This window comes from Nonomuraea deserti, assembly GCF_004348685.1.
Lineage (GTDB): Bacteria > Actinomycetota > Actinomycetes > Streptosporangiales > Streptosporangiaceae > Nonomuraea > Nonomuraea deserti.
In genome coordinates this window covers 11,670-37,464 of record NZ_SMKO01000085.1, presented here as the reverse complement: position 1 = coordinate 37,464, position 25,795 = coordinate 11,670, and the positions used below count along the sequence as shown (strand labels likewise).

General features: G+C 71.4%; 30 protein-coding genes. 16 read left to right on the top strand and 14 right to left on the bottom strand.

Annotation, left to right across the window (positions count from 1 at the left end):
* The 3 genes from E1292_RS27435 to E1292_RS27425 form a co-directional block, all read right to left on the bottom strand.
* Positions 1–431: helix-turn-helix domain-containing protein (locus E1292_RS27435; protein ID WP_132598087.1), on the bottom strand; the 431-nt coding region annotated here is incomplete at its 3' end.
* A 60-nt stretch (positions 432–491) separates the two neighbouring features.
* On the bottom strand, positions 492–683 hold the full coding sequence (locus tag E1292_RS27430) for an NUDIX hydrolase (RefSeq protein ID WP_181958301.1): 192 nt from the start codon (positions 681–683) through the stop codon (positions 492–494).
* Positions 684–783: 100 nt separating this feature from the next.
* Complete coding sequence (locus E1292_RS27425) at positions 784–1,791, bottom strand: helix-turn-helix domain-containing protein (protein ID WP_132598086.1); 1,008 nt, start codon at positions 1,789–1,791, stop codon at positions 784–786.
* Between the two features lie 99 nt (positions 1,792–1,890).
* Here E1292_RS27425 and E1292_RS27420 point away from each other — a divergent pair, with 99 nt between their 5' ends.
* The 3 genes from E1292_RS27420 (at position 1,891) to E1292_RS27410 (ending at position 3,740) form a co-directional block, all read left to right on the top strand.
* On the top strand, positions 1,891–2,352 hold the full coding sequence (locus E1292_RS27420) for a DUF5946 family protein (protein WP_132598085.1): 462 nt from the start codon (positions 1,891–1,893) through the stop codon (positions 2,350–2,352).
* Between the two features lie 240 nt (positions 2,353–2,592).
* On the top strand, positions 2,593–3,426 hold the full coding sequence (locus tag E1292_RS27415) for an outer membrane protein assembly factor BamB family protein (protein WP_132598084.1): 834 nt from the start codon (positions 2,593–2,595) through the stop codon (positions 3,424–3,426).
* 62 nt (positions 3,427–3,488) lie between these two features.
* A complete protein-coding gene (locus E1292_RS27410) occupies positions 3,489–3,740 on the top strand; it encodes a hypothetical protein (protein ID WP_132598083.1) in 252 nt (83 codons plus the stop codon).
* 49 nt (positions 3,741–3,789) lie between these two features.
* Here the strand turns inward: E1292_RS27410 and E1292_RS27405 are convergent, their stop codons facing one another.
* The gene (locus E1292_RS27405) at positions 3,790–4,749 is read right to left on the bottom strand and encodes a GlxA family transcriptional regulator (RefSeq protein WP_132598082.1); all 960 of its coding nucleotides are present in this window, start codon (positions 4,747–4,749) and stop codon (positions 3,790–3,792) included.
* 521 nt (positions 4,750–5,270) lie between these two features.
* Between E1292_RS27405 and ectA the strand changes: the two genes are divergently transcribed.
* Genes ectA through thpD form a run of 4 tightly spaced genes read left to right on the top strand, consistent with a single transcriptional unit; the run spans position 5,271 to position 8,381 of the window.
* Positions 5,271–5,792, top strand: a complete 522-nt coding sequence (gene ectA / locus E1292_RS27400) for a diaminobutyrate acetyltransferase (RefSeq protein WP_132598081.1) — start codon at positions 5,271–5,273, stop codon at positions 5,790–5,792.
* A gap of 14 nt (positions 5,793–5,806) precedes the next feature.
* Complete coding sequence (ectB, locus tag E1292_RS27395) at positions 5,807–7,054, top strand: diaminobutyrate--2-oxoglutarate transaminase (RefSeq protein ID WP_132598080.1); 1,248 nt, start codon at positions 5,807–5,809, stop codon at positions 7,052–7,054.
* Between the two features lie 29 nt (positions 7,055–7,083).
* On the top strand, positions 7,084–7,476 hold the full coding sequence (locus tag E1292_RS27390) for an ectoine synthase (protein ID WP_132598079.1): 393 nt from the start codon (positions 7,084–7,086) through the stop codon (positions 7,474–7,476).
* A complete protein-coding gene (gene thpD, locus E1292_RS27385; RefSeq protein WP_132598078.1) occupies positions 7,473–8,381 on the top strand; it encodes an ectoine hydroxylase in 909 nt (302 codons plus the stop codon). Before E1292_RS27390 ends, thpD begins: the two co-directional genes overlap by 4 nt.
* A gap of 81 nt (positions 8,382–8,462) precedes the next feature.
* On the opposite strand, the gene E1292_RS27380 is transcribed toward thpD, so the two are convergent.
* Entirely contained in the window at positions 8,463–9,269 is an 807-nt protein-coding gene (locus E1292_RS27380; RefSeq protein ID WP_132598077.1) for an alpha/beta fold hydrolase, read from the bottom strand.
* A 75-nt stretch (positions 9,270–9,344) separates the two neighbouring features.
* Positions 9,345–9,812, bottom strand: coding sequence for an ATP-binding protein (locus tag E1292_RS27375; protein WP_165974764.1), 468 nt, complete (start codon positions 9,810–9,812; stop codon positions 9,345–9,347).
* Between the two features lie 196 nt (positions 9,813–10,008).
* Here E1292_RS27375 and E1292_RS51380 point away from each other — a divergent pair, with 196 nt between their 5' ends.
* A complete protein-coding gene (locus E1292_RS51380; RefSeq protein WP_161714701.1) occupies positions 10,009–10,179 on the top strand; it encodes a hypothetical protein in 171 nt (56 codons plus the stop codon).
* Between the two features lie 11 nt (positions 10,180–10,190).
* Here E1292_RS51380 and E1292_RS27370 read toward each other — a convergent pair whose 3' ends face one another.
* Positions 10,191–12,467: a xanthine dehydrogenase family protein molybdopterin-binding subunit gene (locus tag E1292_RS27370; RefSeq protein WP_132598075.1), complete on the bottom strand. Its 2,277-nt coding sequence runs from the start codon at positions 12,465–12,467 to the stop codon at positions 10,191–10,193.
* A gap of 73 nt (positions 12,468–12,540) precedes the next feature.
* On the opposite strand from E1292_RS27370, the gene E1292_RS27365 reads away from it, so the two are divergent.
* Positions 12,541–13,014, top strand: coding sequence for an MSMEG_6728 family protein (locus E1292_RS27365; RefSeq protein WP_132598074.1), 474 nt, complete (start codon positions 12,541–12,543; stop codon positions 13,012–13,014).
* Here the strand turns inward: E1292_RS27365 and E1292_RS27360 are convergent.
* The 4 genes from E1292_RS27360 to E1292_RS27345 all read right to left on the bottom strand — a co-directional run bounded on the left by E1292_RS27360 (position 12,978) and on the right by E1292_RS27345 (position 16,644).
* Entirely contained in the window at positions 12,978–13,580 is a 603-nt protein-coding gene (locus tag E1292_RS27360; RefSeq protein WP_181958300.1) for a GNAT family N-acetyltransferase, read from the bottom strand. The two genes, E1292_RS27365 and E1292_RS27360, sit on opposite strands and share 37 nt — an antisense overlap.
* Before the next feature lie 105 nt (positions 13,581–13,685).
* Positions 13,686–15,146, bottom strand: coding sequence for a multicopper oxidase family protein (locus tag E1292_RS27355; protein ID WP_132598073.1), 1,461 nt, complete (start codon positions 15,144–15,146; stop codon positions 13,686–13,688).
* Entirely contained in the window at positions 15,143–15,544 is a 402-nt protein-coding gene (locus E1292_RS27350) for a hypothetical protein (RefSeq protein WP_132598072.1), read from the bottom strand. Before E1292_RS27350 ends, E1292_RS27355 begins: the two co-directional genes overlap by 4 nt.
* Positions 15,541–16,644, bottom strand: coding sequence for a carboxymuconolactone decarboxylase family protein (locus E1292_RS27345; protein ID WP_132598071.1), 1,104 nt, complete (start codon positions 16,642–16,644; stop codon positions 15,541–15,543). Before E1292_RS27345 ends, E1292_RS27350 begins: the two co-directional genes overlap by 4 nt.
* 195 nt (positions 16,645–16,839) lie before the next feature.
* Between E1292_RS27345 and E1292_RS27340 the strand changes: the two genes are divergently transcribed.
* The 3 genes from E1292_RS27340 (at position 16,840) to E1292_RS27330 (ending at position 20,155) form a co-directional block, all read left to right on the top strand.
* Complete coding sequence (locus E1292_RS27340; protein WP_132598070.1) at positions 16,840–17,979, top strand: sensor histidine kinase; 1,140 nt, start codon at positions 16,840–16,842, stop codon at positions 17,977–17,979.
* Complete coding sequence (locus E1292_RS27335) at positions 17,976–18,644, top strand: response regulator (protein WP_132598069.1); 669 nt, start codon at positions 17,976–17,978, stop codon at positions 18,642–18,644. Before E1292_RS27340 ends, E1292_RS27335 begins: the two co-directional genes overlap by 4 nt.
* Positions 18,645–18,757: 113 nt before the next feature.
* Entirely contained in the window at positions 18,758–20,155 is a 1,398-nt protein-coding gene (locus E1292_RS27330) for an LCP family protein (RefSeq protein ID WP_132598068.1), read from the top strand.
* 224 nt (positions 20,156–20,379) lie between these two features.
* Here E1292_RS27330 and E1292_RS27325 read toward each other — a convergent pair whose 3' ends face one another.
* Positions 20,380–20,976, bottom strand: coding sequence for a TetR/AcrR family transcriptional regulator (locus tag E1292_RS27325; protein ID WP_165974763.1), 597 nt, complete (start codon positions 20,974–20,976; stop codon positions 20,380–20,382).
* A gap of 65 nt (positions 20,977–21,041) precedes the next feature.
* Here E1292_RS27325 and E1292_RS27320 point away from each other — a divergent pair, with 65 nt between their 5' ends.
* Entirely contained in the window at positions 21,042–22,322 is a 1,281-nt protein-coding gene (locus tag E1292_RS27320) for a cytochrome P450 (RefSeq protein ID WP_165974762.1), read from the top strand.
* Here the strand turns inward: E1292_RS27320 and E1292_RS27315 are convergent.
* Complete coding sequence (locus E1292_RS27315) at positions 22,285–22,449, bottom strand: DUF3073 domain-containing protein (protein WP_132515731.1); 165 nt, start codon at positions 22,447–22,449, stop codon at positions 22,285–22,287. The genes E1292_RS27320 and E1292_RS27315 overlap by 38 nt on opposite strands.
* Before the next feature lie 88 nt (positions 22,450–22,537).
* Between E1292_RS27315 and E1292_RS27310 the strand changes: the two genes are divergently transcribed.
* Genes E1292_RS27310 through E1292_RS27300 form a run of 3 tightly spaced genes read left to right on the top strand, consistent with a single transcriptional unit; the run spans position 22,538 to position 24,740 of the window.
* Positions 22,538–22,870, top strand: coding sequence for an ArsR/SmtB family transcription factor (locus E1292_RS27310; protein ID WP_090938046.1), 333 nt, complete (start codon positions 22,538–22,540; stop codon positions 22,868–22,870).
* A gap of 55 nt (positions 22,871–22,925) precedes the next feature.
* Positions 22,926–23,804 carry a 1,4-dihydroxy-2-naphthoyl-CoA synthase gene (locus E1292_RS27305; protein WP_132598065.1) on the top strand — a complete coding sequence of 293 codons (879 nt, stop codon included), beginning with the start codon at positions 22,926–22,928 and terminating at the stop codon, positions 23,802–23,804.
* Positions 23,805–23,816: 12 nt separating this feature from the next.
* Complete coding sequence (locus E1292_RS27300; RefSeq protein WP_132598064.1) at positions 23,817–24,740, top strand: aminoglycoside phosphotransferase family protein; 924 nt, start codon at positions 23,817–23,819, stop codon at positions 24,738–24,740.
* A gap of 1 nt (position 24,741) precedes the next feature.
* Here the strand turns inward: E1292_RS27300 and E1292_RS27295 are convergent, their stop codons facing one another.
* Positions 24,742–25,665 (bottom strand): NADP-dependent oxidoreductase, encoded by a 924-nt coding sequence (locus E1292_RS27295; RefSeq protein ID WP_342775697.1) that lies wholly within the window; start codon positions 25,663–25,665, stop codon positions 24,742–24,744.
* Positions 25,666–25,795: the final 130 nt, after the last annotated feature.

The following is a 25,795-nucleotide window of genomic DNA, read 5'->3' as shown; positions in this document are numbered from 1 at the left end:
TCGCCGACCTCGGTCCAGAAGTCGTCGACCAGCCGCTCGCGCTCCTCGTCGGGCATCGAGACGAGCTTGTGCATCAGGGCGGCCTGCGCGGCCGTGCCACCCTGCTTGACCAGCGTCCTCAACACGGCCCTTCTGGCCCGCAGGTCACGCTCCTGACGCTCGACGAGCTCCAGGTGCGTCGCGAGGAGATCGTGGAGCGACGTCTCGCCGTCGAGCAGCCGGCGGACGTCGTCCAGCCCGGCGTCCAGGTCCCTGAGGGTGCGGACGAGCTCAAGCCGGGCGATGGCGCGGATGTCGTACAGGCGGTAGCCGGCCTCGGTCACCTGCGTGGGGGCGATGATCCCGGCGTCGGAGTAGTAGCGGATGGCGCTGACGTTCAGCCCGGTCCTGCGGGCCACGTCCCCGATCGGGTACAGCTCGTTGTCGTCCATGCCGCCACTATGGAGTCTCAAGCTGCTCGAGACTCAAGCCCTCATCCGCCGCGCGCCCGGCTATGACGCCATGAGGCCGCCCTGCCGCAGCAACGGCAGAACGTGGTCCCTGACGGCGGGAGCGAGAAGAACGTCACGCCCGTGCCCGGAGATCCAGCGCAGGTCCGCCAGCTCGGCGGCGGGCTGGGGCTCCTGGCCGATCCCCGCCTCGAAGACCGTCATCCGCATGGGCACCCCCTCCAGGGCCGCCACGGCCTCGACGTCGCCGCTACGACGGCCAGTGGGGCTCCTCCACCGGCATCCCTGACGATGCGCGTTCCTGGCGTCATGGAGGTCATCCTCCCAGGCGGCGTCAGGGGCTCGTGCGCGGCAGCGAAGCACGAAGGGCCGCCGCGATCCACGCGAAGGGCACGACCTGCCGGTCCTCAGCGGGCGGAGTCCCGTTGATCACGGACACCAGGGACAGGTACCTGCCATGAGTGAGGTCGAACCGTGACACGTCGTCCTGCGGCTCCTCGCGGAGGAGCTCGTCGATCTCGAGGAACTTCGCGGCCATCTCGCGCCGGAAATCGGCGGTGGCCTGGCGGCCGCCGAGCGCGGCGGTCGCGTCCACGAGGCGCACGGCCAGCTCCTGCGAACGCGGCGCGTCCGCGGGCAGCCCGGACCGGTACGCGGCCATGATGTCCCCCATGATCGTCATCCCCTGCCCGTAGATGAAGTCCTGCACCGGTGTGGCGGCCATGAGCCGTCCCGGGGGCGTGGAGAACGTGTCCTGGAGGTAGGAGCGGACCGCGCCGCGGAACTCCTCGTCCTGGACCAGGTCGGCCAGCTCGATCCAGGCTTCGAGCTGGGCGGCGGCGGGGTCCTCGGGCAGATGGGGTCGCATCTCCCGCAACCGGTCGACGAAGGCGGGGTTGACGTCGAGACCGTCGCCGACCTCGGTCCAGAAGTCGTCGACCAGCCGCTCGCGCTCCTCGTCGGGCATCGAGACGAGCTTGTGCATCAGGGCGGCCTGCGCGGCCGTGCCACCCTGCTTGACCAGCGTCCTCAACACGGCCCTTCTGGCCCGCAGGTCACGCTCCTGACGCTCGACGAGCTGGAGATGAGCCGTGACGAGGTCGTGCAGGGTCGTCTCGCCGTCGAGCAGCCGGCGGACGTCGTCCAGGCCGGTGCCCAGATCGCGGAGGGTGCGGACGAGCTCAAGCCGGGCGATGGCGCGGATGTCGTACAGCCGGTGGCCCGCCTCGGTCACCTGCGTGGGGGCGATGATCCCGGCGTCGGAGTAGTAGCGGATGGCGCTGACGTTCAGCCCGGTCCTGCGGGCCACATCCCCGATCGGGTACAGCTCGTTGTCGTCCATGCCGCCACTATGGGATCTCAAGCTGCTGGAGATGCAAGCAGCTGTGTCGGCCGCCGAAATCGGGTTGCCGGGCCACCTGATTCGCGTAATCGTGACCCGATGTCGATATGTACGGAGTGCGGCGCCGCCGGCGACTGTTGTGAGGAGCTGTTCCACCGGCTGCTGATCCTCGACTTCTCGGGGCGCGAGCCGTGGTCGCCCCTCCACGCCGTGTCGGTGAGCTGCTACTTCTTCCAGCACCCCGCGGGGGCCGTGGACGGGGGCCCGCCCTTCTACTGGGCTCTGCTGCACATGTACCTGCGTGACGGCGTCGAGGCGATGCATCGGAGGACCCAGCGGGCCCGGCACCTCAACTCCCACCGGTACGGCGGGCGGAAGCCCGGCGTCGAGGACTTCCCCGGGGCGCCGCCGTTCCCTGAGGCCGGAGCGTCGCCCACGGGCTACGCCGTCACCATCGCGGACGTCGCAGTGGACGGCACCTTCCCCGCCGAGGGGTTCGAGGAGCGCGAACAGGCCTGGGCGCGGGCCGCCATCACGGCATGGAGCCGGCGGGCCGGCTGAGCCGCTCGCCGGCTCGCCACCTCCCGGGAAGGTGACAGGAACTGAGGGCGCTTCCCCGCCAGTACCCTCTCGACGTATGTCATCGTGGCGGATGTACGGAGCGGTGGGCCTGCTGCTGCTCACCACCGGCTGTTCGCTCCTCGGCGAGGACGCCGAGGACGTCCCCGACGTCAGGCGCGAGCAGACGTTCGCCACGGCGGCCCCCGGCGGCTCACCGACGCGGGCCCGGCCCTCGGCGTCATGCGGGAGGCCTGGCGCGTCAGAGGGCTCGGGCAGGGGGAGAAGGCCCGCCAGATCAGGCTGGAGGGCAGCCAGCTCTTCGTCGCCGGCGCCGACGGCTTCGACGTCTACGACGCGGGCACCGGCCGGAAGAGGTGGCACTACCGCGAGCCGGGCCGCGAGCTGACGGGGTTCGCCGTCAACAAGGATGACCTGGTCGTCGCCTCACGATCCGAAGAAGGCGATCACCTGACCGGGCTGGCGGCGGGCACCGGCCGGCTGCGGTGGGAGCGCGGCGGTGACGAGGGCACGCCGTTCACCGACGGGCCCGACCGGCGCCTGGCCATGGGAGAGGGAGTCGTACCGCTCCTGGTCAGAGCCGAGCCCTCCGGAGGCGACGAGGAGGAGGAGCCGGACGAGTTCCTCGCCCTCGACGCCGCCACGGGCGAGGAACGCTGGCGCCGGCCGCACCACGCACCGAGCGGCTGTGACGTCGGCACCCGGCCGGCGGCCACCGACACCGACGGCAGCATCCTGGTGTTCAGGGAGTCCTGCCAGGACGACCACTACCTGTACGCCTTCAACCCCTCGGACGGAAGGCCGCTCTGGTCGCGCACCGGCACGTCCGACGACTCCCTGGTGGGGATCTCCGTACGCGCCGGCGCCACCCTGATCGAACTCGACGAGCACACGCGCACCCTGGTCGGCCGCGACGACCGCGAGATCGCCAACCTGAACGGCATCGGCGAGTGCCTTCCCCCCTGCTCGCTGCGGAGCGTGGGAGGCGGCCTGGGGCTGATGCACTTCGACGAGTCGCGCGACGCGGCCATGTCGGTGACCAGCCGGCCACCATGAACCGGCCGCCCGCGGTGAAGAGCTGAGCGCTCCGCCACCGGGCCTCCCCCTCGTCGTCCAACGTGATCGACCAGTCGGGGTCGGTCGCGGGTGGTGGCGCGGGTGACGGTGACGGGGTGCCGGGGACGATCGCGCGTACGGGCGCGCTGGGCGCCGTCTCCGCGGGAGTGCCGCCCCCGCTGCAGGCCGTCACGAGAAGCGCGGCGGCCTGGGCGAAGAGGAACGCCGACAGCGAGGAGCACACGATCATCGGCGGCGTGCGGCTCCAGGCCGACCTGCAACCTCACGGCCTGCGCATCACCCCCGAGGTCTGAGCGGCGGCGGGTCCCCGTTCCGCCGCGTCGTGGAGTCCTCGCGGCGCATTCATCGCCATGGGACGACGGCGTCGTCGCGCGCGCGGTAGGCGCTCGGCGGCGCCCCGAGCTGGCGGAGGAACGAGCGCCGCATGGTCTCGCCCGTGAGAAAGCCGTGGTGGCGCGCGATCACCTCCAGCGGTTCGTTCCCCTCCTCGATGGCCGACCGTGCCGCCTCGACCCGCGCGCGTTCCACGAACCGTCCCGGGCTCATGCCGACCTCGCGGGAGAAGTGGCGGCTGAAGTGCCGCACGCTCATCGACAGGCGGTCCGCCATGGCGGGCACGCTGAAGTCGCCTTCCGGGCGCATCACGATGTCGCCGAGCAGGCTCCGCAGCGCGGGGTCACGCGCCAGGCGCGGCAGGCGCGCGACGCTGTCGGGGCGGCCGTCAGGGCGGCGTACGAGCCATTTGGCCACCCGGTGGGCGACGTCCCCGCCGTGGTCGTCCTCGACGAACGTGAGTGCGAGGTCGACGGCCGAGACGATTCCCCGCGCGCTCCGCACCCCGCCCCCGCGGACCGTGTGCGGCACCACCTTGACGACCTGCCGGGATCCGCCCGGTTCGGCGGACCGCCCGCCCTGGAGCGGGATGCCGTCGAGGGCCGGGGCCCCGGTGCCGATGGCGGCGACCCGCCGGGCCAGCCCGGCCAGGCGCCGTACGTGGCGGGCCGGGTCGGGATCGTGCGGCCCGCCCCTCGCGGCTCCGGAACCGCCGATGAGCAGCAGCGTGTCGAACTCGTGCCGGATCTCCGCCGGGTCGACGTCCGCGCCCAGCCGTACGCCGCAGGACGTGCGGACGTCCGCCCCGCCAGGAGAGGCGAGGCGTACGCGGTAGCCGCCGGCCGTCAGCCGTGTCACCCCCTCGAACACGTCCATGGGACCGGCCACGTCCAGCAGGCGGACCCCGTCGCCGACGGTCACCAGGACCTCCGCCGCTCCGTGCACGGCGGCGCCTCCGCGTGATCTCATCGAGCCTCCCCGTTGATGACACCTTCGCGGCAGATGTGCAGCGCCAGCAGACGCTAGCCGCGGCGGTCCTCGACCCGTCCTCGAACCGTCCTCGCTCGACGGCGTCGCCGGTAAGTGCGCTTACCGGCGAGGTGTGCGTCCACGCGGCGTGGGCAGCACAGAACGGGGACGATCATCGATGGCGAGATTTCAAACCGGACGCACGCGATCCGTTATCACGATGAAACTTGGGCTGTGACTAATCTCTCAATAGTTTTCACCCCAAATTGCACCGAACAAGCGGTACAAGCGATGTCCCGGGCGCGCCGGCGGGCGCCGGCGGCGTTCGTCACGGAGCCGCGCGGAAAGGTGCGCTCGCTGCTCTGTTGCGATGATGGCGGAGCCGCCGGCCGGGCCATCGCCACCCCGCCGACCAGCCAAAACGGGAAAGTCAACTGACGTACCCCGGAACCTGGAGCTCAAACTGCGGGCCAACGGCGGCACGGTAATCCGTGTTACCGCTTCGCGTAAATTCGGGGTCCATGTCGTCAGCACACCCACGACCGCAAGCGGATTCTCCGCCCTCCACGGAGGAACTGGGACCACCCCGCCTCGAGGACGGCCGGGAGTTGTGGCGCATCACCCGCGAATCGAAGGTCCTCGACCTCAATTCCCCCTACAGCTACGTCCTCTGGTGCCGGGACTTCGCGGACACCTCGGTCGTGGCGCGCGACGAGAACGGCGTGCGGGGCTTCATCACCGGGTTCACCCGCCCGCAGGAGCCGGAGACGCTCTTCGTGTGGCAGGTCGCGGTGGACGAGAAGTGGCGGGGCCGCTCCTTGGCCAGCCGCATGCTCGGTTACCTGGCCGGCAGCGGGTGCCGGTTCATGGAGGCCACCGTCACGCCGGACAACCTCGCCTCGGACCGGTTGTTCACCGCCTTCGCCCGTGACCAAGGGGCGGATCTGGAACGACGGCCGCTGCTCGGCGAAGAGTTGTTCCCCCTGGAACACCAAGCAGAGGTGCTCTATCGAATCGGGCCCCTCGATCAGCAAGCCCAATAGGAGACAGCTGAATAATGGACGTTTTCGAAAGCACCGAGTCAGAGGTTCGCAGCTACTGCCGTGGATGGCCTGCCACTTTCCGCAAGGCCACGGGGAGCCGCCTCTACGACGAGGAAGGGCGTCCGTTCCTCGACTTCTTCGCGGGTGCCGGCACTCTCAACTACGGCCACAACAACCCGCATCTGAAAGAGAATCTGCTGCAGTACCTGAGCGGCGACAACATCATCCACAGCCTCGACATGTACACCGTCGCCAAACGGGAGTTCCTGGAGACGTTCCGGGACGTGATCCTGAAACCGCGCGGCCTCGACTACCGCGTCCAGTTCCCCGGGCCCGGCGGCGCCAACGCCGTCGAGGCGGCGCTGAAACTGGCCAGGAAGTACACCGGCCGCAACACCGTCGTGAGCTTCACCAACGCCTTCCACGGCATGTCGCTCGGGGCGCTCGCGGTGACGGGCAACTCGCTGAAGCGCAAGAGCGCGGGCATCCCCCTGCAGACGCTCACGATGCCGTTCGACAACTATCTCGACGGCCAGACGCCCGACTTCCTGCTCTTCGAGCGGCTGCTCGCCGACAGCGGCAGCGGGCTCGACACGCCGGCCGCGGTCATCGTCGAGACCGTGCAAGGGGAGGGCGGCCTGAACGCGGCCAGCCCGGAATGGCTGCGCGGTCTCGCCGAGCTCTGCAAGTTGCACGAGATTCTGCTCATCGTGGACGACATCCAGATGGGATGCGGGCGCACCGGGCCGTTCTTCAGTTTCGAGCAGGCCGGGATCACGCCCGACATCGTCTGCCTGTCGAAGTCCCTGAGCGGTTACGGGCTGCCGTTCGCCGTCACCCTGCTCAAGCCCGAGCTGGACGTGTGGGACCCGGGCGAGCACAACGGAACGTTCCGAGGCCCGAACCCGGCCTTCGTCACCGCGACCGCCGCGATGCGGCACTTCTGGGCCGACGAGGGGATGGAGAAGGAGACCATCGCCAAGAGCGAGCAGGTGCAGGAGGCGCTGGTCCAGCTCGCCGCCGCGCACCCCGAGGGTGTGAGCGGCACCCGGGGCCGCGGGCTGGCGCAGGGGATCGCCTTCGCCGAGCCCGCGCACGCCTCCGCGGTCTGCGCGGCGGCCTTCGAGCGGAACCTCCTGCTGGAGACCTCCGGCCCGGAGAGCGAGGTGGTGAAGCTCCTGCCGCCGCTCACCTCGACCCCCGACGAACTCGCGGAGGGTCTGGACATCATCGCCGACTCGGTCGAAGCCGTCCTGGTCTGAGAATCCGAAACCGGCTGAAAGGAGACAATATGATCGTTCGCTCGCTGAAGGACATCACCGGGACCGAACGCGATGTGGAGGCGCCGACCTGGCGCAGCAAGCGGCTGGTACTGGCCCGCGAGAAGGTCGGCTTCTCGCTGCACGAGACCGTCCTGTACGCCGGCACCGAGACCTCGATGTGGTACGCGAACCACGTCGAAGCCGTCTTCTGCGTCGAGGGCGAGGGCGAGCTCACCAACGAGGAGACCGGCGAGAAGCACCGGATCGAGCCGGGCACCATGTACCTCCTCGACGGTCACGAGCGTCACACCCTCCGCGCGCGTACGGACGTGCGCACTGTCTGCGTCTTCAACCCGCCCTGCACCGGCAGGGAAGTGCACGACGAGAACGGCGTCTACCCATTGATCAAGGAGGAAGCATGACCTTGACCGAAGGACTCAACCCGACCCAGCGCGACCCGTACCCCACCCGGAGCGCCAAGGAGCCCGCCCTGCTGTACCGGCAGGACCCGGTGGTGTACGGAGGACCGGACGACGGGCCCATCGACGCCGGGACGCTGAACGCGTACGGGGAGAACGGCTTCCTGTCCGTGGACCGGCTCCTCGAGCCAGACGAGGTCGAGCTCTACCGTGGCGAGCTGCGCCGGCTGTCGGAGGACCAGAAGATCCTTTCGGACGAGCGCACGATCACCGAGCCCGGATCGAAAGAGATCCGCTCGATCTTCGAGGTGCACAAGATCAGTCAGGTCTTCGCCGAACTGGTGTCCGATCCGCGCGTGGTGGGCCGGGCCCGGCAGATCCTCGGCTCCGACGTCTACGTGCACCAGAGCCGGGTGAACTTCAAGCCCGGATTCAACGGCAAGGACTTCTACTGGCACTCCGACTTCGAGACCTGGCATGCCGAGGACGGGATGCCCAGGATGCGCGCGGTGAGCATCTCCATCGCGTTGACGGAGAACTTCCTGCACAACGGCGCGCTGATGATCATGCCGGGGTCGCACAGGAGCTTCGTGTCCTGCGTGGGGCAGACTCCCGACGATCACTACAAGGCGTCGCTGCAGCAGCAGGAGATCGGCACCCCCGACCCCAGCAGCCTGTCCGTCCTCGCCGACAAGCACGGCATCGAGGTGTTCACCGGAGCCGCCGGTTCGGCGACCATGTTCGACTGCAACTGCATGCACGGGTCCAACAGCAACATCACGCCGTTCCCGCGCTCGAACATCTTCGTCGTGTTCAACAGCGTCGAGAACACCTGCGTGGAGCCGTACGCCGCGTCATCGCGCCGGCCCGACTTCATCGCCGCGCGCGACTTCACGCCCGTCGGCTGAGAGCGGCGGCGCGACTCGTTCGAGCAGGACGCCCAGGCCCGGCCCCCGCGCCGGCCTGGGCGTCCTGCGTCGAGCGGCCCGTCAGGAAGCGGCCAGCACCTTGCGCAGCGTCTCCGCGAACTCCTCCGGCTGGTACGTGAAGCCGCCGTGGTCGCCGGGGAAGACGACGGGCGCCGTGCCCAGCAGGTCGGCCAGCGCCACGGACGTGCGGTAGGTGAGCAGCCGGCCCGAGTCCGCGCCGATGCCCACCACGACCCGGGCCGGGCCGGCCTTGAGCGCGCCGGCGTCGGGCACGTAACGCGTGGTGCCGCGCAGCTCGTGGGCGAAGAAGCGGGCGCTGTCGGCCAGGTCCTGCTCGCTCGGCTCCTCCGGAGCCCCGTCGGGAACCTCGTCGCCCTCGAAGCCGGCGCCGGCCATGAACTTCGCGAACGCCGGCCCGACGCCCTCGCGGTGGAAGGTCTCGATGATGTCCTCGGTCGCGGCCCGCCGCTCGGCGGCGTCGGGCAGCAGTTCCAGGCAGGGCGGCTCGTGCGCGACGAGGGTGCGCACCCGCCTCGGGTGCCGGGCGACCAGGGCCAGCCCCGTCACCGCGCCGCCGCTGCTGCCGAGCACGTCGGCCGACTCGGCGCCGAGCGCGTCCATGAGGGCGGCGGCGTCGTCGGCCCTCAGCTCGGGGGTGGAGTCCTGGGCGGGGTCGTCGAGCACGCTGCCCGCGATGCCGCGCGGGTCGTGAGTGACCACGGTGTACTCGCCGGCCAGCGCCTCGGCCAGCGGCGCGAAGTACGCGGCGGCCATCGGCGCACCCAGCAGGAGCAGCAGCGGGCCGGTTCCGCGCACCTCGTAACGCAGCCGCACGCCGGGGATCTCGAGGATGTGCGTGGTCGTCATGGTGAAGGTCCTTCCTCGGATGTCGCGGTGACCGAGGAAAGACCGCCGCCGGCGGCGGAACTCATCGCCCGCCAGTCAGGTTCCCGACCTGATCGGCACGACGATGCCGGGCGTGCCCTGGCGCGGCAGCGCGAACCAGGTGGCCTTGCCGACGAGGTCGGGATGGGTGATGTAGCGCTGGGAGTGGCAGCCGTAGAAGCCGTCGGAGAGCCTGGCGACGATCCGCAGCCCGCGGCCGTGCTCGGCCGACACGTCGTCCGGCGACGGGGCGGGCAGCAGCGGGCTGCTGTCCACGACCACGATCATGATCTCTCCGGCGTCCACGTGAAGCGCGAGTTCGTAAGGGCCGTCGCCGTACATGAACGCATTGGTGATCAATTCGCTCACCATGAGAACGGCGTCGTCGATAAGATCGTCGGAAAGAGCGAGGGAGATTAAATCCCCGCGAATGATCGACCGCGCCCGGCCGACCGTGCGAACGTCCTCGACCAGCGGCCACGCGTACTGCACACGGCTCCGGCGAGCTGATCGCAGCGAGGTCATGACATCTCTTTCCGGTGGGGCGGGGCAACGAATGCACGTTTCACTCGACACGAGGGCCTGCCTATGGGTGGACGTACGGCGCCGTCGAAACGTGTACGCACGAGAAGGCCGTTCGGGTCGAATCTTCGGCGAGAAATCAGAATTCTTTTCCGCCCGCGCAGAAACGGTGTGCGCGGCACGGGGTACGGACTGTGCCATGAGCAGTCCAGACGAGAACGCACCGAAGACCGACACCGAACCGCGCCTCGACGCCGCCAAGCGGCCCGCCAGGCGCGCGGCGCGGCCGGAGGAGCCCAAGCCCGCCGGCCGCAAGGCCCTGGAGCAGGCACTTCTCGAAGCGGGCAAGGAGTTGAAAGACCTCACCTAGGGGAGCGCCGCCTACAGCAGCGACCACAGAGCGGCGGGCGTCAGGGGAACGTCCGTGATCCTTTCCGCAATCTCCGGCAGGGCGGCGGCGACCGCGTTGGCGATGGCGGCGGGCGGGCCGATCGTGCCCGACTCGCCTACGCCCTTCATGCCGCCGGGTGTGAGCGGCGACGGGGTCTGCGTCATCATGACCTCGATGTCCGGCACCTCGCGCGTGGTCGGCAGCAGATAGTCGGTGACGGGCTGGCCGTCCTCGGAGTAGACGATCTCCTCGGTCAGCGCCATGCCGATGCCCTGCACCACGCCGCCCCTGATCTGCCCCTCCACCAGGGTGGGGTTGACCAGCACGCCGGAGTCGTTGACCACCCAGTAGCCCTCCAACTCGACCTTCCCGGTCTCGGGGTCGACGGCCACGGCAGCGGCGTGGGCGCCGTACGCGAAGGTGTACGCCTTCGGGTCGTAGCTGACCCGCTCCTCGAGCCCGGGTGTGACGCCGTCCGGCAGGTCCCAGCCGCGCCACGCCGCCGTGGCCAGCTCGCGCAGCGTCACCGACGACTGCGGGTCGCCCTTCACGCGCACCGCCTCCCCGGCGACCTCCAGGTCGTCAGTCGCCGCCTCCAGCCGGTGCGCGGCGATGGCGACGAGTTTGTCGCGCAGGCGGGCGGCGGCCTGGGTGAGCGCCCCGCCGCCGATCGCCAGCGACCGGCTCCCGACCGACCCCACCGACGAGTACGGCGTCGCCGCCGTGTCGCCCAGCACCACCCGCACCCGGTCGATGGGCACGCCCATCCGATCGGCCGCGACCTGCGCCAGCGCCGTCTCGATGCCCTGACCCATGGAGACCACCCCCGACGACACCACGACGGACGCGTCCTGCTCCATGCGCAGGACCGCCGTCTCGTAGCCGCCCGCCTGGATGCCGCTGGCCTTGAGATCCATCGAGGGGCCCATGCCGGTCGTCTCGACGTGGCAGGAGAAGCCGATGCCGCGCCGCCGCCCGTCGTCCTTCTCCACCGGTGTGACCATGTCGCGCAGGGTCGTCAGGGCGAGCGGGTAGTCACCGGAATCGTACGGCTGGTGTACGCGCGACGTGTACGGCAGCTCGTCCGGCCCCACCATGTTGCGCAGCCGCAGCTCGACCCGGTCGATGCCCAACCTGCGGGCGGCCTCGTCGATCAGGCGTTCCCTGGTCAGGGTGCCCTCCGGCTGGCCGAAGCCGCGGTAGGAGCCGGTCGGCGTGGTGTTGGTGACGACGCCGCGCACGCGTACCGCGACCCTGTCGAACCGGTACGGGCCCGGCAACGTCGTGGCCGTCACCGCGAACGTCGAGGCGCCGACGTTCGACGGGTGCGCGCCGATGTCGCCGAGCACGTCGACGTGCAGGGCCACGAACCGCCCTTCGCCGTCGAGCGCCAGCCGCGCCCGGTGCACGGCCGCCCGCGCGGGCAGCGTGGCGAGCAGCCGGTCGCCCGGCGTCTCCGACCAGCTCACGGGGCGGCCCAGGCGCATCGCGGCCAGGCAGATGAGCGCCTCGTCGGGGTAGACGTGCTCCTTGCCGCCGAACCCGCCGCCCGTGTCGCCGCTGACGACGCGCACCCGGTCGTGCGTGAGCCCGAACGCGTCCGCCAGATGCTCGCGCACGTGGTGCGGGGCCTGGGAGGAGGTGTGCACGGTCAGCTCGTCGTCGGCGTACACCGCGACCACGCCACGCGGTTCGATGGGGTACGGCGAGACCCGGCCCATTCTGAAGGTCATCTCGACGACGTGCTCGGCCTGCTCCACGGCGGTGGCGCAGTCGTCGTCGCCGAGCGTGAAGTCGGTGAAGAGGTTGGTGCCCCAATCGGGGTAGAGCAGGGGTACGGGGTCCTCCAGGGCGCGTTCGATCCCGACCGTCGCGGGCAGCTCGTCCAGCTCCAGGTCGAGGAGGTCGGCGGCGTCCCTTGCGGCTTCCGGCGTACGGGCGACGACGACGGCGAGGGGTTGCCCCGCGTATCTGATCGTGTCGTCCAGCGCCCGGTAGGACAGGAGGCGCTGGCCGGGCGACAGGCTCACGCAGGGCAGGCGAAGATCGGGGGCGTCGGCGGGGGTGATGACGTCGAGCACGTCTTCGGCGGCCCAGGCCGCCTTGGCGTCGCAGCCGAGCAGCCTGCCGTGGGCGATGGGGCTGCGGATCACGTGGGCGTGGACCATGCCGGGCAGACGGACCGCGCCGACGTACCTGCCTCTTCCGGTGAGCAGCCTGGCGTCTTCCCGTCGCGGCGTCCTGGCGCCGACATACGCGTCTCCCATGCCCCGATTGTGCGCGCCGCCCGCCGGACGGTCTATACCATCCGCGGGAAGGCGCACGTCAGCGGGGGTATAGATGCAAACGTTCCTGCCTTATCCGAACTTCGCCGCAACGGCGGCGGTCCTCGACCCGCTCCGGCTCGGCAAGCAGCGCGTGGAGGCGCTCCAGGTCCTGCGCGCCCTCACCGTCCCCGGCTACGGCTGGCGCCACCACCCGGTCGTGAAGATGTGGGCCGGGTACGAGGAGGCGCTCGTCAGGTACGGCCTGGAGGTGTGCGCGCGCTGGTGCGCCCTCGGCCGGGCCGACACCTGCGCGGCCACGATCATGGATGACCTGGCCCGGTCGCGCGGCATGACGACGGTGCGCGGGCAGGACGAGCTGGGCGCGGCGGGCGAGCTGCCGCCCTGGCTGGGCGACCCGTCGCTGCACCTCAGCCACCGCTCCGCGCTCCTGCGCAAGGACCCGGGCTTCTACCGGCCCGTCTTCGGCGACGAGGAACCCGACGACCTCGACTACGTCTGGCCGCGCTCGGACCGCCTGCCGCCCTGACCACCGGGGAGAGCCCTCTCCAGGAGATCCTTGTGGTAGACGCGGAAGTCGCAGGGGGTGGCCAGCTTGCCCGTCACGCGCGGGTAGAACTCCTCGATCGTGCCGACCCGGACCATGCGATAGCCGATGCGGGCGTACCAGCCGGCCAGGAAGTCCTTGGCGGGGTGTGACGACGCCCGCGGCGCCAGCAGTTCGAGCTGCATGATCCGGCTGCCCTGGGCCCGGCTCCGCCGCTCGGCGAAGCGTACGAGTTCGCGTCCCACGCCGATGCCGCGGCTTTCGGGGGCGGCGGCGAGCATGGCGAACGCGCTCATCTCGCGGGTCAGCCGCTGGACGCGTACGCATCCGACGATCCGCGCGTCCAGTCTGGCCACCACGATCTGCCCGTCGCGCGTGAGCCGCGACAGCTCGTCCGGGCTCGTCCGGGCGACGGGGTCGCGCCACAGTCCCTGCTCCGCCGCCGCGTACACCGCGTTGACCAGGGCGCTGAGCGTCGCCATCGTGGCGGCGTCCCCGGCCGTGTCCGGTGACAGCAGGTCGACGCTCAGCTCTCGCGGCGCGTGCATCAGATCTCCTCGTCGTTGACGGCCCTCGGGCAGCCGGGCTGCCACGTTACCGGCGAACAACCGCAGAAATCGTCATCCAGGTATAAATCCACATAAACCGCTTGATCATACGACCTCAAAGGCGGCCATCATGGCCATGTCCTCGTGCTCCAGATTGTGGCAGTGCAGCACGTACCGGCCGCGGTAGTCGGTGAAGCGGGTGACGATCTCGACGGTCTGAGCGTCGCGCAGCTCGACCGTGTCCTTCCACTCCGGCGGGCCCGAGGGTCGCTCACCGTTGACCGACAGCACCTGGAAGTGGTCGAGGTGCACGTGCACCGGGTGCGCCACATCGCTGGTCAGCCGCCAGACCTCGATGTCGCCGAGCCTGGGCCTGGCCTCCATCCTCTCGGAGTCGAACGGCCTGCCGTTGATCAGCCAGCCGACGCCCCCGTGCATGCTGCCGCTCGTGAACGCGAAATCCCTGGTCACCTTGGCCCGGCTGGGATCGAGCGGCTCGACCGCGGACAACCGAGGCGGCACGGCCGAGTCGTCACGCTCGGGACGGTCGATCGCGAACCGCATCACCCTGCCCTGCGCGCCCTCCCCCGCCAGGTTGCGCAGCTCGACCCGCTGCCCCACCCGGTAGGCGGAGAAGTCGATCACCACGTCCGCGCGCTCGCCCGGAGCCAGGCGGAGCCGCTCCACCGTGCGCGGCGCGGCCAGCAGCCCGCCGTCGCCGCCGACCCGGACCATCGGGCCGCCGGTGGCCAGCTCGTACACGCGGGCGTTGGAGGCGTTGCACAACCGCAGCCGGTAGCGGGCGTTCGCGACCCGCAGCTCCGGCCACGGCGCGCCGTTCACCAGGATGACGTCGCCGAGCACACCCCCCATGTACGCCTCCCGCACCCCCGGCCGGCCGCCCAGCGCCGGATAGAGCAACGTGCCGTCGGCGGCGAACGACCGGTCGCAGATCAGCAGCGGCACGTCGCGCTCCCCGGAAGGCAGCGGCAACGCCTCCTCCTCGGCGTCCCTGACCACGAACATCCCGGCCAGCCCGCGCCACACCCGCGGCCCCGTGTAGTCCATGGTGTGGTCGTGGTACCAGAGGGTGGCGGCCCGCTGTTCCAGCGGGAAGACGTACTCGCGGGAGGCGCCGGGGGCCACCAGGTCGGTGGGGAAACCGTCCGACTCGGGCGGCGTGTGCCCGCCGTGCAGGTGCAGAACGGTCGGCTCGCCTAGCTGGTTGATCAGCTTCACCGCCGTACGCCGGCCGCTACGCGCCTGGATGGTGGGGCCGGGGAACGTGCCCCCGTACCCCTGGATCGGGGTGCGCAGCCCGGGCAGCACCTCCACCTCGGCCGCCCGCTCGGTCAGCTCGTAGAAGTCGGTCCCGCCCGTGCCGCGGACGGGTTCGGCGACCTCGGGGAGCGGCAGCGGCACCGCGTACGGCCGGGGCAGCGGGGCCGCGCTGGTGAGCAGCTGCGGCTGCGGGGTGCCGGCGAGCAGCGAGCACCCGGACGCCCCGGCCGTCGCCACCGCGCCGAGCCCGAGCAGCCGCAGCGCCGTACGTCTGGTGGGTCTCATGGCGTTCGCCGCGGCAGCACCCTGGTGAGCTGCAGGACACCGGCGCCGAACAGCAGGACCCCGAGCGGCAGGTGGACGACCTTCACGTGCGTCATGCCGAGAATCGCCGCGACCACCGTGAACGCCAGCAGCAGCGCGGCCAGGACGATGAAGCCGCCGGGCCCGCCGCCCGGCCACCGGACGAGGATCGCCGCGACGAGGTGGACGACGGCGATGACGGCCAGCGCCATTCCCCCCGTCGCGTGCAGCGCCCGGCCGCCGGGCGAGGAGAGCAGCATGCCCGCCGTCACCGCCTGGACCAGCAGCGCGACGACATGCAGGACCACCACGGCCCTGAGCGTTCGCAGATGTCCCGAGGCCTGCGCGGGCCGGTCGGCGAGGGTGCTGGACGCGGTCATGATCGATCTCCCCAGGGTGCGTGTGTGTCGGTGCCGCGATTCCGGGCGCGCTCGGCGGCCGGGGCGGTGATGCGTTCCGCGGGCGCGACGGGCATGCGAGACCCGGCGCGTTTCGCGGGCGTGGCGGTGATGAGGGTTCCGGCGCGTTCCGTGGCCGTGATGGCGCCGAACGCGCAGAGCCGTACCAGGTCCTCGTCCGTCGCGGAGCCGCGCCAGGCGGCGACGTCGGCGTCGGTCACCCGGTACGGCGCGAGCGCGACGAGCAGCGCGAGCCTGGCCCCGGCCCGTTCCCCGGCGGGCACGCCGGCCAGCGCCCCGTCCAGCCAGGCGCTATCCATCGGCGGATGCCCGCCGTCCCAGGCGGCGACGGCCCGGGTCACGGCGGAGCGGGCGGCCTGGCCGAGCAGTTCGCCGCCCGCCCCCGCGGCGGCGCGCAGCGCGGCGTACGCGGCGCCCACGGGCGTGCCCGCCGCCCAGGCCGGCTCCGGGCCCGCGGCCAGGTCCGCCACCAGCGGCAGGCTCCCGCCCACGGGCGGCGTGCGGCGCACCGCGCCGGACATCACCCGCCCGCCCACGCTCCGCACCAGGCGGGATCTCTGCAGGTTCGCGGGCAGCAGGTTCTCGGTGAGCAGCGCCGAGGCGACGCGGTTGACGAAGTGGAACGTCAGCGCGGTGCCGATGTACTCGTGTGCGAGCACGACGGGGAAGGGCCCGGGACCCCGGTTCCCGGCCCAGGCGAGCAGCTCGGCGTGTTCGGGATCGCGGGGCGTGCCGCCGGCGGCGATGGTCTCCGCGAGGCGGTGGTCGCCGGTCGCGTGCAGCAGGGTCGTGTGGGCGGCCACGCAGTACGGGCACCGGTTGGCCAGCGACACCCCCAGCGCCACGACCTCCTTGGCGGTCCTCGGCGCGTTGCCCGCCAGCAGCGACTCGCGCAGGAGCGACCAGGTCGCGGCGAGCACGTCCGCCGACGGCGACAACGTCATGAACACCGCCATGCGCGCCATGCCGAAGTCCTCCGCGAGCTGCGCGTAGACCTCGCCCACCCGCCCGGTGGCGCCGCGCGGCTCCACCGGGGTGACGTAACGGAACGAGCCGGCCATCACCGGCTCCTGTCTCGGATCGGGTCCATGACCCGACATAGTGGTATCCGGCCTGGTCATCGGTCGTCGTGCCCGCGAAGACTTCTGCGGCTACGCCCCGCGAAGCAGGATCGGCGTGACTACTTCGCCGGCGGTAGCGCCGAAGTGCGACCCGGCGCCGACGAACCGGCCGCGGCGACGCCCTACTGTGCAGGAATGAGCTCTGTGTCCCGATGGCGCCCCCTTGCCATGGACGGCGCGCTCGCCGTGACCGTGGCCGCCATCCTGACGCCCACCGCGCTGGTCGCCCCCGGCACGGGCGCGCTCGAACTGGCCGCGGTCCTGGCCGGCTCGCTGGCGCTGGTCGCCTGGCGCCGCGCTCCGCTGGTCGCGCTGCCCCTGACCACGGTCTGCATGCTCGTCTTCTCCGAGCACGCCGACCCGGGGCCGTCCGCCGCCTTCCCCGTGCTCGTGTCGGTCTTCGGCGCGGTCAGGGCCGGTCACCGGCTGTTCGCGGCGCTGGCCGGCGCGGTCTATCTGGGCGTCAGCCTGGCGGCGAACCTGGCCACCGCCGCCCCGCAGGACGCCCAGGCCATCACCCAGGGAACGACGCTGCTGCTCGGCTGGTTCCTGGCGGCCGGGGTGTCGGCGACCGTGGCCAGGCACCGGCAGGCGTACCTCGAACAGGTGGAGGAGCGCGCCGCCGAGGCCGAGCGGACCCGCGAGGAGGCCGCGCTCCGCCGCGCGAGCGAGGAGCGGCTGCGCATCGCCAGAGAGCTGCACGACTCGCTCACCCACAGCATCTCGATCATCAAGGTGCAGGCGGGCGTGGCCATCCACCTGGCGCGCAAGCGGGGCGAGGAGGTGCCCGCGGCGCTGGTGGCCATCCAGGAGGCGGGCGGCGACGCCATGCGCGAGCTGCGTGCCACGCTGGAGGTGCTGCGCGACGCCGGCGACGAACCCGCGGCCAGCGGCCTCGACCGGCTCGGCGACCTGGTGGAGCGGGCCCGCTCGACCGGCCTGCCCACCACGGTGACGATCTCCGGCGAGCGGCACGAGCTGCCCCGCGAGGTCGACAGGGCGGCGTACCGGATCGTGCAGGAGGCGCTGACGAACGTCTCACGGCACGCGGGCGGGGCCGCGGCGGCGGTGCGCATCGACTACAGGGCCGGCGAGCTGGTCGTGCAGGTGGACGACGACGGCTCGGCCGGCCCCGGCACGCCGCCCACGCCCGGCGTGGGGCTGCGCGGCATGCGCGAGCGCGTCACCGCGCTCGGCGGCAGGCTGCGGGCCGGGCCGCGCCCCGAAGGCGGATTCACCGTACGCGCAGAACTACCGCTGGGGGAACCATCGTGATCCGCGTGCTGCTCGTGGACGACCAGGCGCTCATCAGGGGCGGCTTCCGCGCCCTCCTGGAGGCGGAGGACGACATCGAGGTGGTGGCCGAGGCCGCCGACGGCCGGCAGGCCGTGGCCCTGGCCTTGGAGCACCGGCCGGACGTCGCGCTCATCGACATCCAGATGCCGGTCATGGACGGTATCGAGGCGACCCACCAGATCGCCTCCGACGAGCGGCTGAGCGACGTCCACGTCGTGATCCTCACCAACTACGGCCTCGACGAGTACGTCTTCAACGCGCTCAGGGCGGGCGCCGGCGGCTTCCTGGTCAAGGACACCGAGCCCGCCGACCTGCTGCAGGGCGTCAGGGTGGCGGCCCGCGGCGACGCCCTGCTGTCCCCCGCCATCACCCGCCGGCTGATCGGCGAGTACGTCGCCCGCCGCCCCGAGCCGAGGCCGCAGGGCCTCGGCGTGCTCACCAACCGCGAACGCGAGGTGACCGCCCTGGTGGCCCGCGGCCTGTCCAACGACGAGATCGCGGCCCACATGGTGATCAGCCCGACCACCGCCAAAACGCACGTCAGCAGGGCGATGACCAAGCTGCACGCCCGCGACCGCGCCCAGCTCGTGGTGTTCGCCTACGAGTCGGGACTGGTGACGCCGCGGAGGAACGTTCCCGACTGAGCCCCGGAGCGTGTTCGGCTGAGTACACTCAGGCACGTCCAACCGGCCGAGATCTGAACGGCGAGGCTCTTGGCCGTGGGCGGCGGCCCTCGGCCCCGTCCCTCTGGAGTCACGTGAGCGATGTGCCGCCCTCCCACCGGAGCAAACGATCGCACCGCCGGCGACGCCGTCCCTGGCTGCGCCGGGCGGTCGCCGTCACCGCGGCGGTCGTCCTGCTGGTGGTCGGCGTGGTCGTCGGCGTCTGGGCCAGGCTGACCGGCAACGTCAAGCACGTCGACGTGACCTCGGACGACCTCGGCACCGCCCGGCCGGCCAAGATGGCCGGCACCGCGCTCAACGTCCTGGTCGTCGGCTCGGACCAGCGCGACGGCGCCAACGCGAAATACGGCCGCGTAGCGGGTGAGCGCACCGACACGATCATGCTGGTCCACGTTTCCTCCCGGCGCGACCACGCGATGGTCGTCAGCTTCCCGCGCGACTCGCTCGTGCAACTGCCCGCCTGCCGGGCCACCGGCGGCCTGCCGGGGCAGCGGCCGCACCTCGGCATGATCAACGAGTCGTTCAACTCCGGCGGCATCGGCTGCACCTGGAAGACGATCGAGGCGCTCACCCGCATCCACATCGACCACTTCGTGAAGGTCGACTTCTCCGGCTTCAAGAGCCTGGTCGACGCCGTCGGCGGCGTGGAGGTCTGCCTGCCCGAGCCCGTGCGCGACAAGAAGGCCCTGCTGCACCTGCCCGAGGGCCGGCAGACGCTCAACGGCGAGCAGGCGCTCGGCTACGTGCGCGCCCGTTACAGCATGGGTGACGGCTCCGACATCGGGCGGATCCAGCGGCAGCAGATGTTCATCGCCTCGATGGTCAAGAAGGTGATGAGCGGCGAGACGCTGACCGACCCGGCCAGGTTGTTCGCCGTCCTCGACGCCGGCACCAAGGCGGTGACGACGGACCGCGGCCTGACCCCGTCCGTCATGAAGGATCTCGCGCTCAGCCTGCGCGGGCTGGACGCCGGCCGCATCCGTTTCATCACCACGCCGTGGCACTACTCCCTCACCCAGCCGGGCCGGGTCGAGTGGGTGCAGCCCCAGGCCGACAGGCTGTTCGAGGTGGTGGCCAGAGACCAGAGCATCGAGGGCGTCAAGGGCGGCCAGGCCAAGGTGGCCCGGTCGAAGGTGCAGGTCGAGCTCCGCAACGGCACCTGGCGCAGCGGGCTGGCCCAGGAGGTGGCCGCCTCCCTGGAGCAGCGTGGCTACCACATCGCCAAGATCGGTGACACGGCCCGCAAGCCGCAGGCGAAGACCACCATCCTCTACGGTCCCAACGGCGAGACCCGCGTGCCCACCCTCGCCGGCGACCTCGTGGCGGCCGCGCCCAGGAACGTGCCGGCGGCCAGGACCAACCGGCTGGTGCTGGTGATCGGCGAGGACTGGAAGGGCGTCAAGCCGCTGCGCGGCGACGACCACGAGGCGATCAAGGGATTCGACGCGACCCACGACTCCTGCGCCGCCTGATCGACGCGAGCGACACGGACGACGCCGCGCTGCGCGAACGCCGCGCTGCGCGAACGCCGCGCTGCGCGAACGCCGCGCTGCGCGAACGCCGCGCTGCGCGAACGCCGCGCTGCGCGAACGCCGCCGGGCGCGGACGGCACGGGGCGCGGACGGCACGGGGCGCGGACGCGGGCAACGCGGACGATGCAAGCGACGCGGGGCGCGGGCGGCGCGAGGGCGCGAGGCTAGGTGATGATCGCGGAGAGCGCGGCGAGGGCGTCGACGACCTGGCGGGCGTCGGGGGTGGCCGACGGGTCGAGCAGCCACTGGAGCATCAGCCCGTCGGCGATCGCCACCACCACCGACACGAACACCTCGGGGTCCATCGGCAGCTCGACCCCGAGCTCGGCGGCGGCCCTGCGCATCATGCCGGCGCCGGCGGTGCGGGCGCGGGCGTAGGCCTGGGCCAGCTTCTCCCGCAGGACGGGCGCGCGCAGCGCCGCGGGATAGCCCTCGACGAGGAGCACGAGCTGCGGCCCCAGCTCCTCGAAGACGTCGATCAGCTCCCTCATGGCGCGTTCGAGCATCTCCCTGCCGGTGCCGAGTTCGGCGCCGAACATGGATCGCTCGACCCGGTCCGTCCACTGCTCGAAGATCTCGGCGATGGCCTCGTTGAGCAGCGCGTCCTTGCCGCCGAAGTGGTAGCCGATCGAGGCCAGGTTGGTGCCGGAGGCGGCGACCAGGTCTCGTGCGGTCGTGCGGGCGTAGCCCTTCTCCTGCAGGCAGCTCACGGCTCCCGCCAGCAGTCTCTCCCGGTATCCACCGGCCTCTGTTCGCGCCACGCGATCCATGATATCCAGATATACGTCCGTATATGACGTACGTATATCTACTTGGAGGACGAACAGTGATTCCCCCGGGACCGAGAGTTCCCGCGCTGGTGCAGACCGCGCGTTTCGTGGCCGCGGCGCCGAGCGCGTTCGAGGCCTATCACCGCAGGTACGGCCCGATCTTCACGGTTCGCTACGCCGGTTTCCCCCCGGAGGTCTACGTGACCACCGCCGAGCTGGCCGAGCAGGTCTACCGGACCGACCACGGCGGCGGGCACGCGGGCGCGGCGCGCCGCGACTTCCTCGCACATCTGGTCGGCGAGCATTCCGTGCTCACGCTGGACGGCGAGCCCTGGTGGCGGCACCGCAAGACGCTCAACCCGCCGCTCCGCGCCAGGCAGGTCGCCGGCTACCACGACGACATCGCCGCGATCGCGGCGGAGCGGATCGCGACGTGGCCGCTGGGCAGGCCCTTCGCGTTGCGCGATCGTATGCAGGAGATCACGCTGGACATCATCATCCGGTTGATCTTCGGGATCAGCGACGCCGAGCGCGTCGGCAGGCTGCGGGCGCTGCTGCCCGCCCTGATTCAGACCGGCGGCTCCATGCAGGTGGCGATGCTGCCCGACCGGCTGCGCGGCCCCGCCGCACGGGTGCCGTTCACGCCGTACGCGCGGTTCCTGCGGCTTCGCGCCGCCGTGGACACGATCCTGTTCGACGAGATCCGCCGCCGGCGCGGCACCTCCGGCGGCACCGACGTGCTCGGCCGGCTGCTGGACACCGGGCTGGACGACCAGGAGATCCGCGACGAGCTGATCACCATGCTGATCGCCGGTCACGAGACGACCGCGACCGGCTTGGCCTGGGCCTTCGAGCGGATCCTGCGGATGCCCGAGGTGCTGGAGCGCCTGCCGGACGACGAGCCCTACCTCGACGCGGTGGTCAAGGAGGTGCTGCGCGTCCGGCCCGTCGTCTATGAGGCGCCGCGGCTGCTCGACTCACCCCTGCGGCTGGGCGACTACGAGATCCCGGCCGGGTGGTACGCGGGACCGTACATCCCGCTCGTGCACCGTGACCCCGCCGCCTTCGCCGAGCCCGGGGCGTTTCGCCCGGAACGTTTCCTGGCGGAGCACCAGAACAGGGGCTGGATGCCCTTCGGCGGCGGGCGGCGCTTCTGCGTCGGAGCGCAGCTGGCGCTCCTGGAGATGCGCATCATCATCCGCGAGGTGCTGCGCCGCCTGGAGCTCGCGGCGCCCGATCAGGCGCCGGAGGCCAGGCGGCTGGCGAACGTGACGCTCGCGCCCGCGAGGCTGACCCGCGTCATCGCCCGCGCTCGGACTCCTGCTCGGACGGAGTAGGAGAGTCCTCGCGTCGCGGGTCGGCGCCCAGCTCCTCGCGGAGCCGGTCGTAGTCGATGTGATGGTTGGTGTACTTCAGCTGGCGAGCGACCTTCGTCTGCTTCGCCTTGGCTCTACCTCGGCCCATGGCTACTCTCCCTCGTCCCCGCTGTCATGCTATCCAACAACGTTACGACTTGAAGAATTATGCAACTGAACTCGATTAGTCTGGCAACATGCACGTGGAGGTCCATCAGGCCAAGGCCGACTTCTTCCGAACGCTCGGCCACCCCGCTCGCATCCGAGTGTTGGAGCTGCTCCAGGAAGGGCCACTTCCCGTCAGGGACCTGCTGGCCCAGATCGACATCGAGGCTTCGAGCCTCTCACAACAGCTCGCCGTCCTGCGCCGGGCGGGGATCGTGAGCGCCATCCGTGAAGGCAGCACGGTGGTCTACACCCTGGCCACCCCAGAGCTCGCCGACCTGCTCGGCGCCGCCCGGCGCATCCTCACCGACATGCTGGCCGACCAGGGCGAGCTCCTCGCGGAGCTGAGAGCTGAGGTCACCTAGCCGGCCCCAGGATCGACAAGGCGGGCGGAAAGGACAGATCCGTTAGGCTTCGGGCATGGTCTCCGAGCTGTTCGATCCCAAGGCGTGGCAGGCGGTCGAGGGATTCGAGTTCACCGACATCACCTACCACCGAGCCGTCGACCAGGGCACCGTGCGCATCGCGTTCGACCGGCCCGAAGTGCGCAACGCCTTCCGCCCGCAGACGGTCGACGAGCTCTACCGCGCGCTCGATCACGCCCGCCAGACCACCGACGTCGGATGCGTGCTGCTCACCGGCAACGGCCCGTCGCCCAAGGACGGCGGCTGGGCCTTCTGCTCGGGCGGCGACCAGCGCATCAGGGGCAAGGACGGCTACCAGTACGCCGACGGCACGCCGGCCACCGGGCGCCTGCACATCCTCGAGGTGCAGCGGCTGATCCGCTTCATGCCCAAGGTCGTGATCTGCGTGGTACCCGGCTGGGCCGCGGGCGGCGGCCACAGCCTGCACGTTGTGGCCGATCTCACACTGGCCAGCGCGGAGCACGCCCGGTTCAAGCAGACCGACGCCGACGTGGCCAGCTTCGACGGCGGTTTCGGCTCGGCCTACCTGGCGCGGCAGGTCGGACAGAAGTTCGCCCGGGAGATCTTCTTCCTCGGCGACACCTACACCGCGGCCGACGCCCACCGCATGGGCATGGTCAACGCCGTGGTCCCGCACGACGAGCTGGAGGCCACGGCCCTGGAGTGGGGCCGGAAGATCAACGGCAAGTCGCCGACGGCGCAGCGGATGCTCAAGTTCGCCTTCAACGCGATCGACGACGGCATGGTGGGGCAGCAGGTGTTCGCGGGCGAGGCCACGCGGCTGGCCTACATGACGGACGAGGCGGCCGAGGGGCGCGACTCGTTCCTGCAGAAGCGCGAGCCCGACTGGTCGCCGTTCCCCTGGCACTACTGAGCCGTCGCGCCCATGAGGATCACGGTGCCGGAGGCGCTGACCGCGTCTCACGTGAAGTGGGACGGAGAGGCCGGGCGCGCCTGGTCCGCCGGGCTGCCCGCGCTCGCCGAGCGTTACCTGGAGGAGTGGGGGCTGCGGCTCGACGGCGAGCCCCGCCACGGGGTGGTGTCGCTCGTGCTGCCCGTCGTCCGCGACGACGGCACCGAGGCGGCGCTCAAGCTGCAGCCCGTCACCGACGAGAACGCCAGCGAGGCCATGGGGCTGGCCGCGTGGGCGGGTGACGCGTCGGTGCTGTTGCTCGAGTCGGATCCGGCGACCGGCACCATGCTGCTCGAACGGCTCGACGCCGGCCGGCCGCTGTCCGGCGTGCCGGACGACATGGAGGCGCTGGGCATCCTCACCGACCTGCTGGCCCGCCTGGTGGCCCATCCCGCCCCCGCGGGGATGCGCCGGCTGGGCGACATCGCGCAGGCCATGCTCGACGACGTGGACAAGGCGCTCACGCGGCTGACGGATGAGTACCACCGCCACTGGATGACGTGGTGCGCCTCGGCGGTCGCCGAGCTCGTCCACGAGCCCGGCGACCGGCTGCTGCACTGGGACCTGCACTACGACAACGTGCTGGCGGCCGGGCGGGAGCCGTGGCTGAGCATCGATCCCAAGCCGCTGGCCGGCGACCCGGGGTTCGACCTGATGCCCGCGCTGGACAACCGGTGGGACGACGTGGTCGCGTCGGGTGACGTGACGCGGACGGTGCTCAGGCGGTTCGACCTGATGGTCGACCGGCTCGGGCTCGACCCCCGGCGGGCGGCGGGCTGGACGCTGGGCCGGGTGCTGCAGAACTTCCTCTGGGAGGTCGAGGACGGCACCCACGCCGAGAGCGAGTGGCTGCAGATCCAGCTCGCGGTGGCCGAGGCCGTACGGCGCCGGCAGTGACTCACGGGGTCAGCACGATCTTCCCCCGGCCGTGGCCGGTCTCGATCTCCCGGTGCGCGTCCGCCGCCTCCTCCAGCCGGTACGCCCGCCGCACCGGGAACACGAACTCCCCCGCGGCGTAGAGCGCGGCGTAGCGCCCGAGCCGTTCCGCCGTGCGCTCCCCCTGGACGACCTGGACGCCCAGCTCGGCGGCCTTGCCGTGCTCGACCAGCGTGACGATGCGGGTGCGGTCCTCGACCAGCTCGATCGACGCCTCCAGCGCGTGGCCTCCCGCCCCGTCCAGGGCGGCGTCGATCCCGCCAGGGGCGAGCTCGCGCACCCGGCCGGCCAGCCCTTCCCCGTAGGCGACGGGGATGGCGCCGAGTTCGCGCAGGTAGTCGTGGTTGACCTCGCGGGCGGTGCCGATCACGGTGGCCCCGCGCCTCCTGGCGATCTGCACGGCCGCGGTGCCCACCGATCCGGCCGCGCCGTGCACGAGCAGCGTCTCGCCCGCCGCGACGCGCAGGCCGTCGAGGGCCAGCTCGGCGGTCTGCACGCCCGAGGTCATCCCGCCGGCCACTTCCCAGGGCATTTTCGCGGGTTTGGCGGCCACGTCCGCGGCGGGCACCACGATGTACTCGGCGTAGGCGTGCAGCCGCGAGAACCCGAGCACCTCGTCGCCCAGGGCCACGCCGGTCACGCCGGGTCCCACCTGGTCCACCACGCCGGCGAACTCGTTGCCGGGGATGCGCGGGTAGCCGACGTCCGACATGTACGGAGGAAGCCACCCGGTCCGGACGGCCGCGTCGAAGGGCTGCACCCCGGCCGCTCGTACCCGTACCCGTACCTCTCCCCGGGCCGCCCGGGGAGCGGGCAGTTCCATCACCTTAAGCACGTCAGGGCCGCCGGGCTCGGCGAAGGCCGCCGCCCTCATCACGTCAGTCATGGAACACAGACTGCTACCTCAACCGAAGTTGAGGTCAAGTCGCATACTGTTACGGGAACTTTTCCCTTTACTCAGTCTTTATCTAGATATAGTCCGACAGGACACACACGGGGACGGGGCACACCGAGGC

Bases quoted from the DNA above. Each gene is read 5' to 3' on its own strand.
- E1292_RS27425 (WP_132598086.1), bottom strand. From the start codon at position 1,791: ATGGACGACAACGAGCTGTACCCGATCGGGGATGTGGCCCGCAGGACC.
- E1292_RS27420 (WP_132598085.1), top strand. From the start codon at position 1,891: ATGTCGATATGTACGGAGTGCGGCGCCGCCGGCGACTGTTGTGAGGAG.
- E1292_RS27415 (WP_132598084.1), top strand. From the start codon at position 2,593: ATGCGGGAGGCCTGGCGCGTCAGAGGGCTCGGGCAGGGGGAGAAGGCC.
- E1292_RS27405 (WP_132598082.1), bottom strand. From the start codon at position 4,749: ATGAGATCACGCGGAGGCGCCGCCGTGCACGGAGCGGCGGAGGTCCTG.
- ectA (WP_132598081.1), top strand. From the start codon at position 5,271: ATGTCGTCAGCACACCCACGACCGCAAGCGGATTCTCCGCCCTCCACG.
- ectB (WP_132598080.1), top strand. From the start codon at position 5,807: ATGGACGTTTTCGAAAGCACCGAGTCAGAGGTTCGCAGCTACTGCCGT.
- E1292_RS27390 (WP_132598079.1), top strand. From the start codon at position 7,084: ATGATCGTTCGCTCGCTGAAGGACATCACCGGGACCGAACGCGATGTG.
- thpD (WP_132598078.1), top strand. From the start codon at position 7,473: ATGACCTTGACCGAAGGACTCAACCCGACCCAGCGCGACCCGTACCCC.
- E1292_RS27380 (WP_132598077.1), bottom strand. From the start codon at position 9,269: ATGACGACCACGCACATCCTCGAGATCCCCGGCGTGCGGCTGCGTTAC.
- E1292_RS27375 (WP_165974764.1), bottom strand. From the start codon at position 9,812: ATGACCTCGCTGCGATCAGCTCGCCGGAGCCGTGTGCAGTACGCGTGG.
- E1292_RS51380 (WP_161714701.1), top strand. From the start codon at position 10,009: ATGAGCAGTCCAGACGAGAACGCACCGAAGACCGACACCGAACCGCGC.
- E1292_RS27370 (WP_132598075.1), bottom strand. From the start codon at position 12,467: ATGGGAGACGCGTATGTCGGCGCCAGGACGCCGCGACGGGAAGACGCC.
- E1292_RS27365 (WP_132598074.1), top strand. From the start codon at position 12,541: ATGCAAACGTTCCTGCCTTATCCGAACTTCGCCGCAACGGCGGCGGTC.
- E1292_RS27360 (WP_181958300.1), bottom strand. From the start codon at position 13,580: ATGCACGCGCCGCGAGAGCTGAGCGTCGACCTGCTGTCACCGGACACG.
- E1292_RS27355 (WP_132598073.1), bottom strand. From the start codon at position 15,146: ATGAGACCCACCAGACGTACGGCGCTGCGGCTGCTCGGGCTCGGCGCG.
- E1292_RS27350 (WP_132598072.1), bottom strand. From the start codon at position 15,544: ATGACCGCGTCCAGCACCCTCGCCGACCGGCCCGCGCAGGCCTCGGGA.
- E1292_RS27345 (WP_132598071.1), bottom strand. From the start codon at position 16,644: ATGGCCGGCTCGTTCCGTTACGTCACCCCGGTGGAGCCGCGCGGCGCC.
- E1292_RS27340 (WP_132598070.1), top strand. From the start codon at position 16,840: ATGAGCTCTGTGTCCCGATGGCGCCCCCTTGCCATGGACGGCGCGCTC.
- E1292_RS27315 (WP_132515731.1), bottom strand. From the start codon at position 22,449: ATGGGCCGAGGTAGAGCCAAGGCGAAGCAGACGAAGGTCGCTCGCCAG.
- E1292_RS27310 (WP_090938046.1), top strand. From the start codon at position 22,538: ATGCACGTGGAGGTCCATCAGGCCAAGGCCGACTTCTTCCGAACGCTC.
- E1292_RS27305 (WP_132598065.1), top strand. From the start codon at position 22,926: ATGGTCTCCGAGCTGTTCGATCCCAAGGCGTGGCAGGCGGTCGAGGGA.
- E1292_RS27300 (WP_132598064.1), top strand. From the start codon at position 23,817: ATGAGGATCACGGTGCCGGAGGCGCTGACCGCGTCTCACGTGAAGTGG.
- E1292_RS27295 (WP_342775697.1), bottom strand. From the start codon at position 25,665: ATGACTGACGTGATGAGGGCGGCGGCCTTCGCCGAGCCCGGCGGCCCT.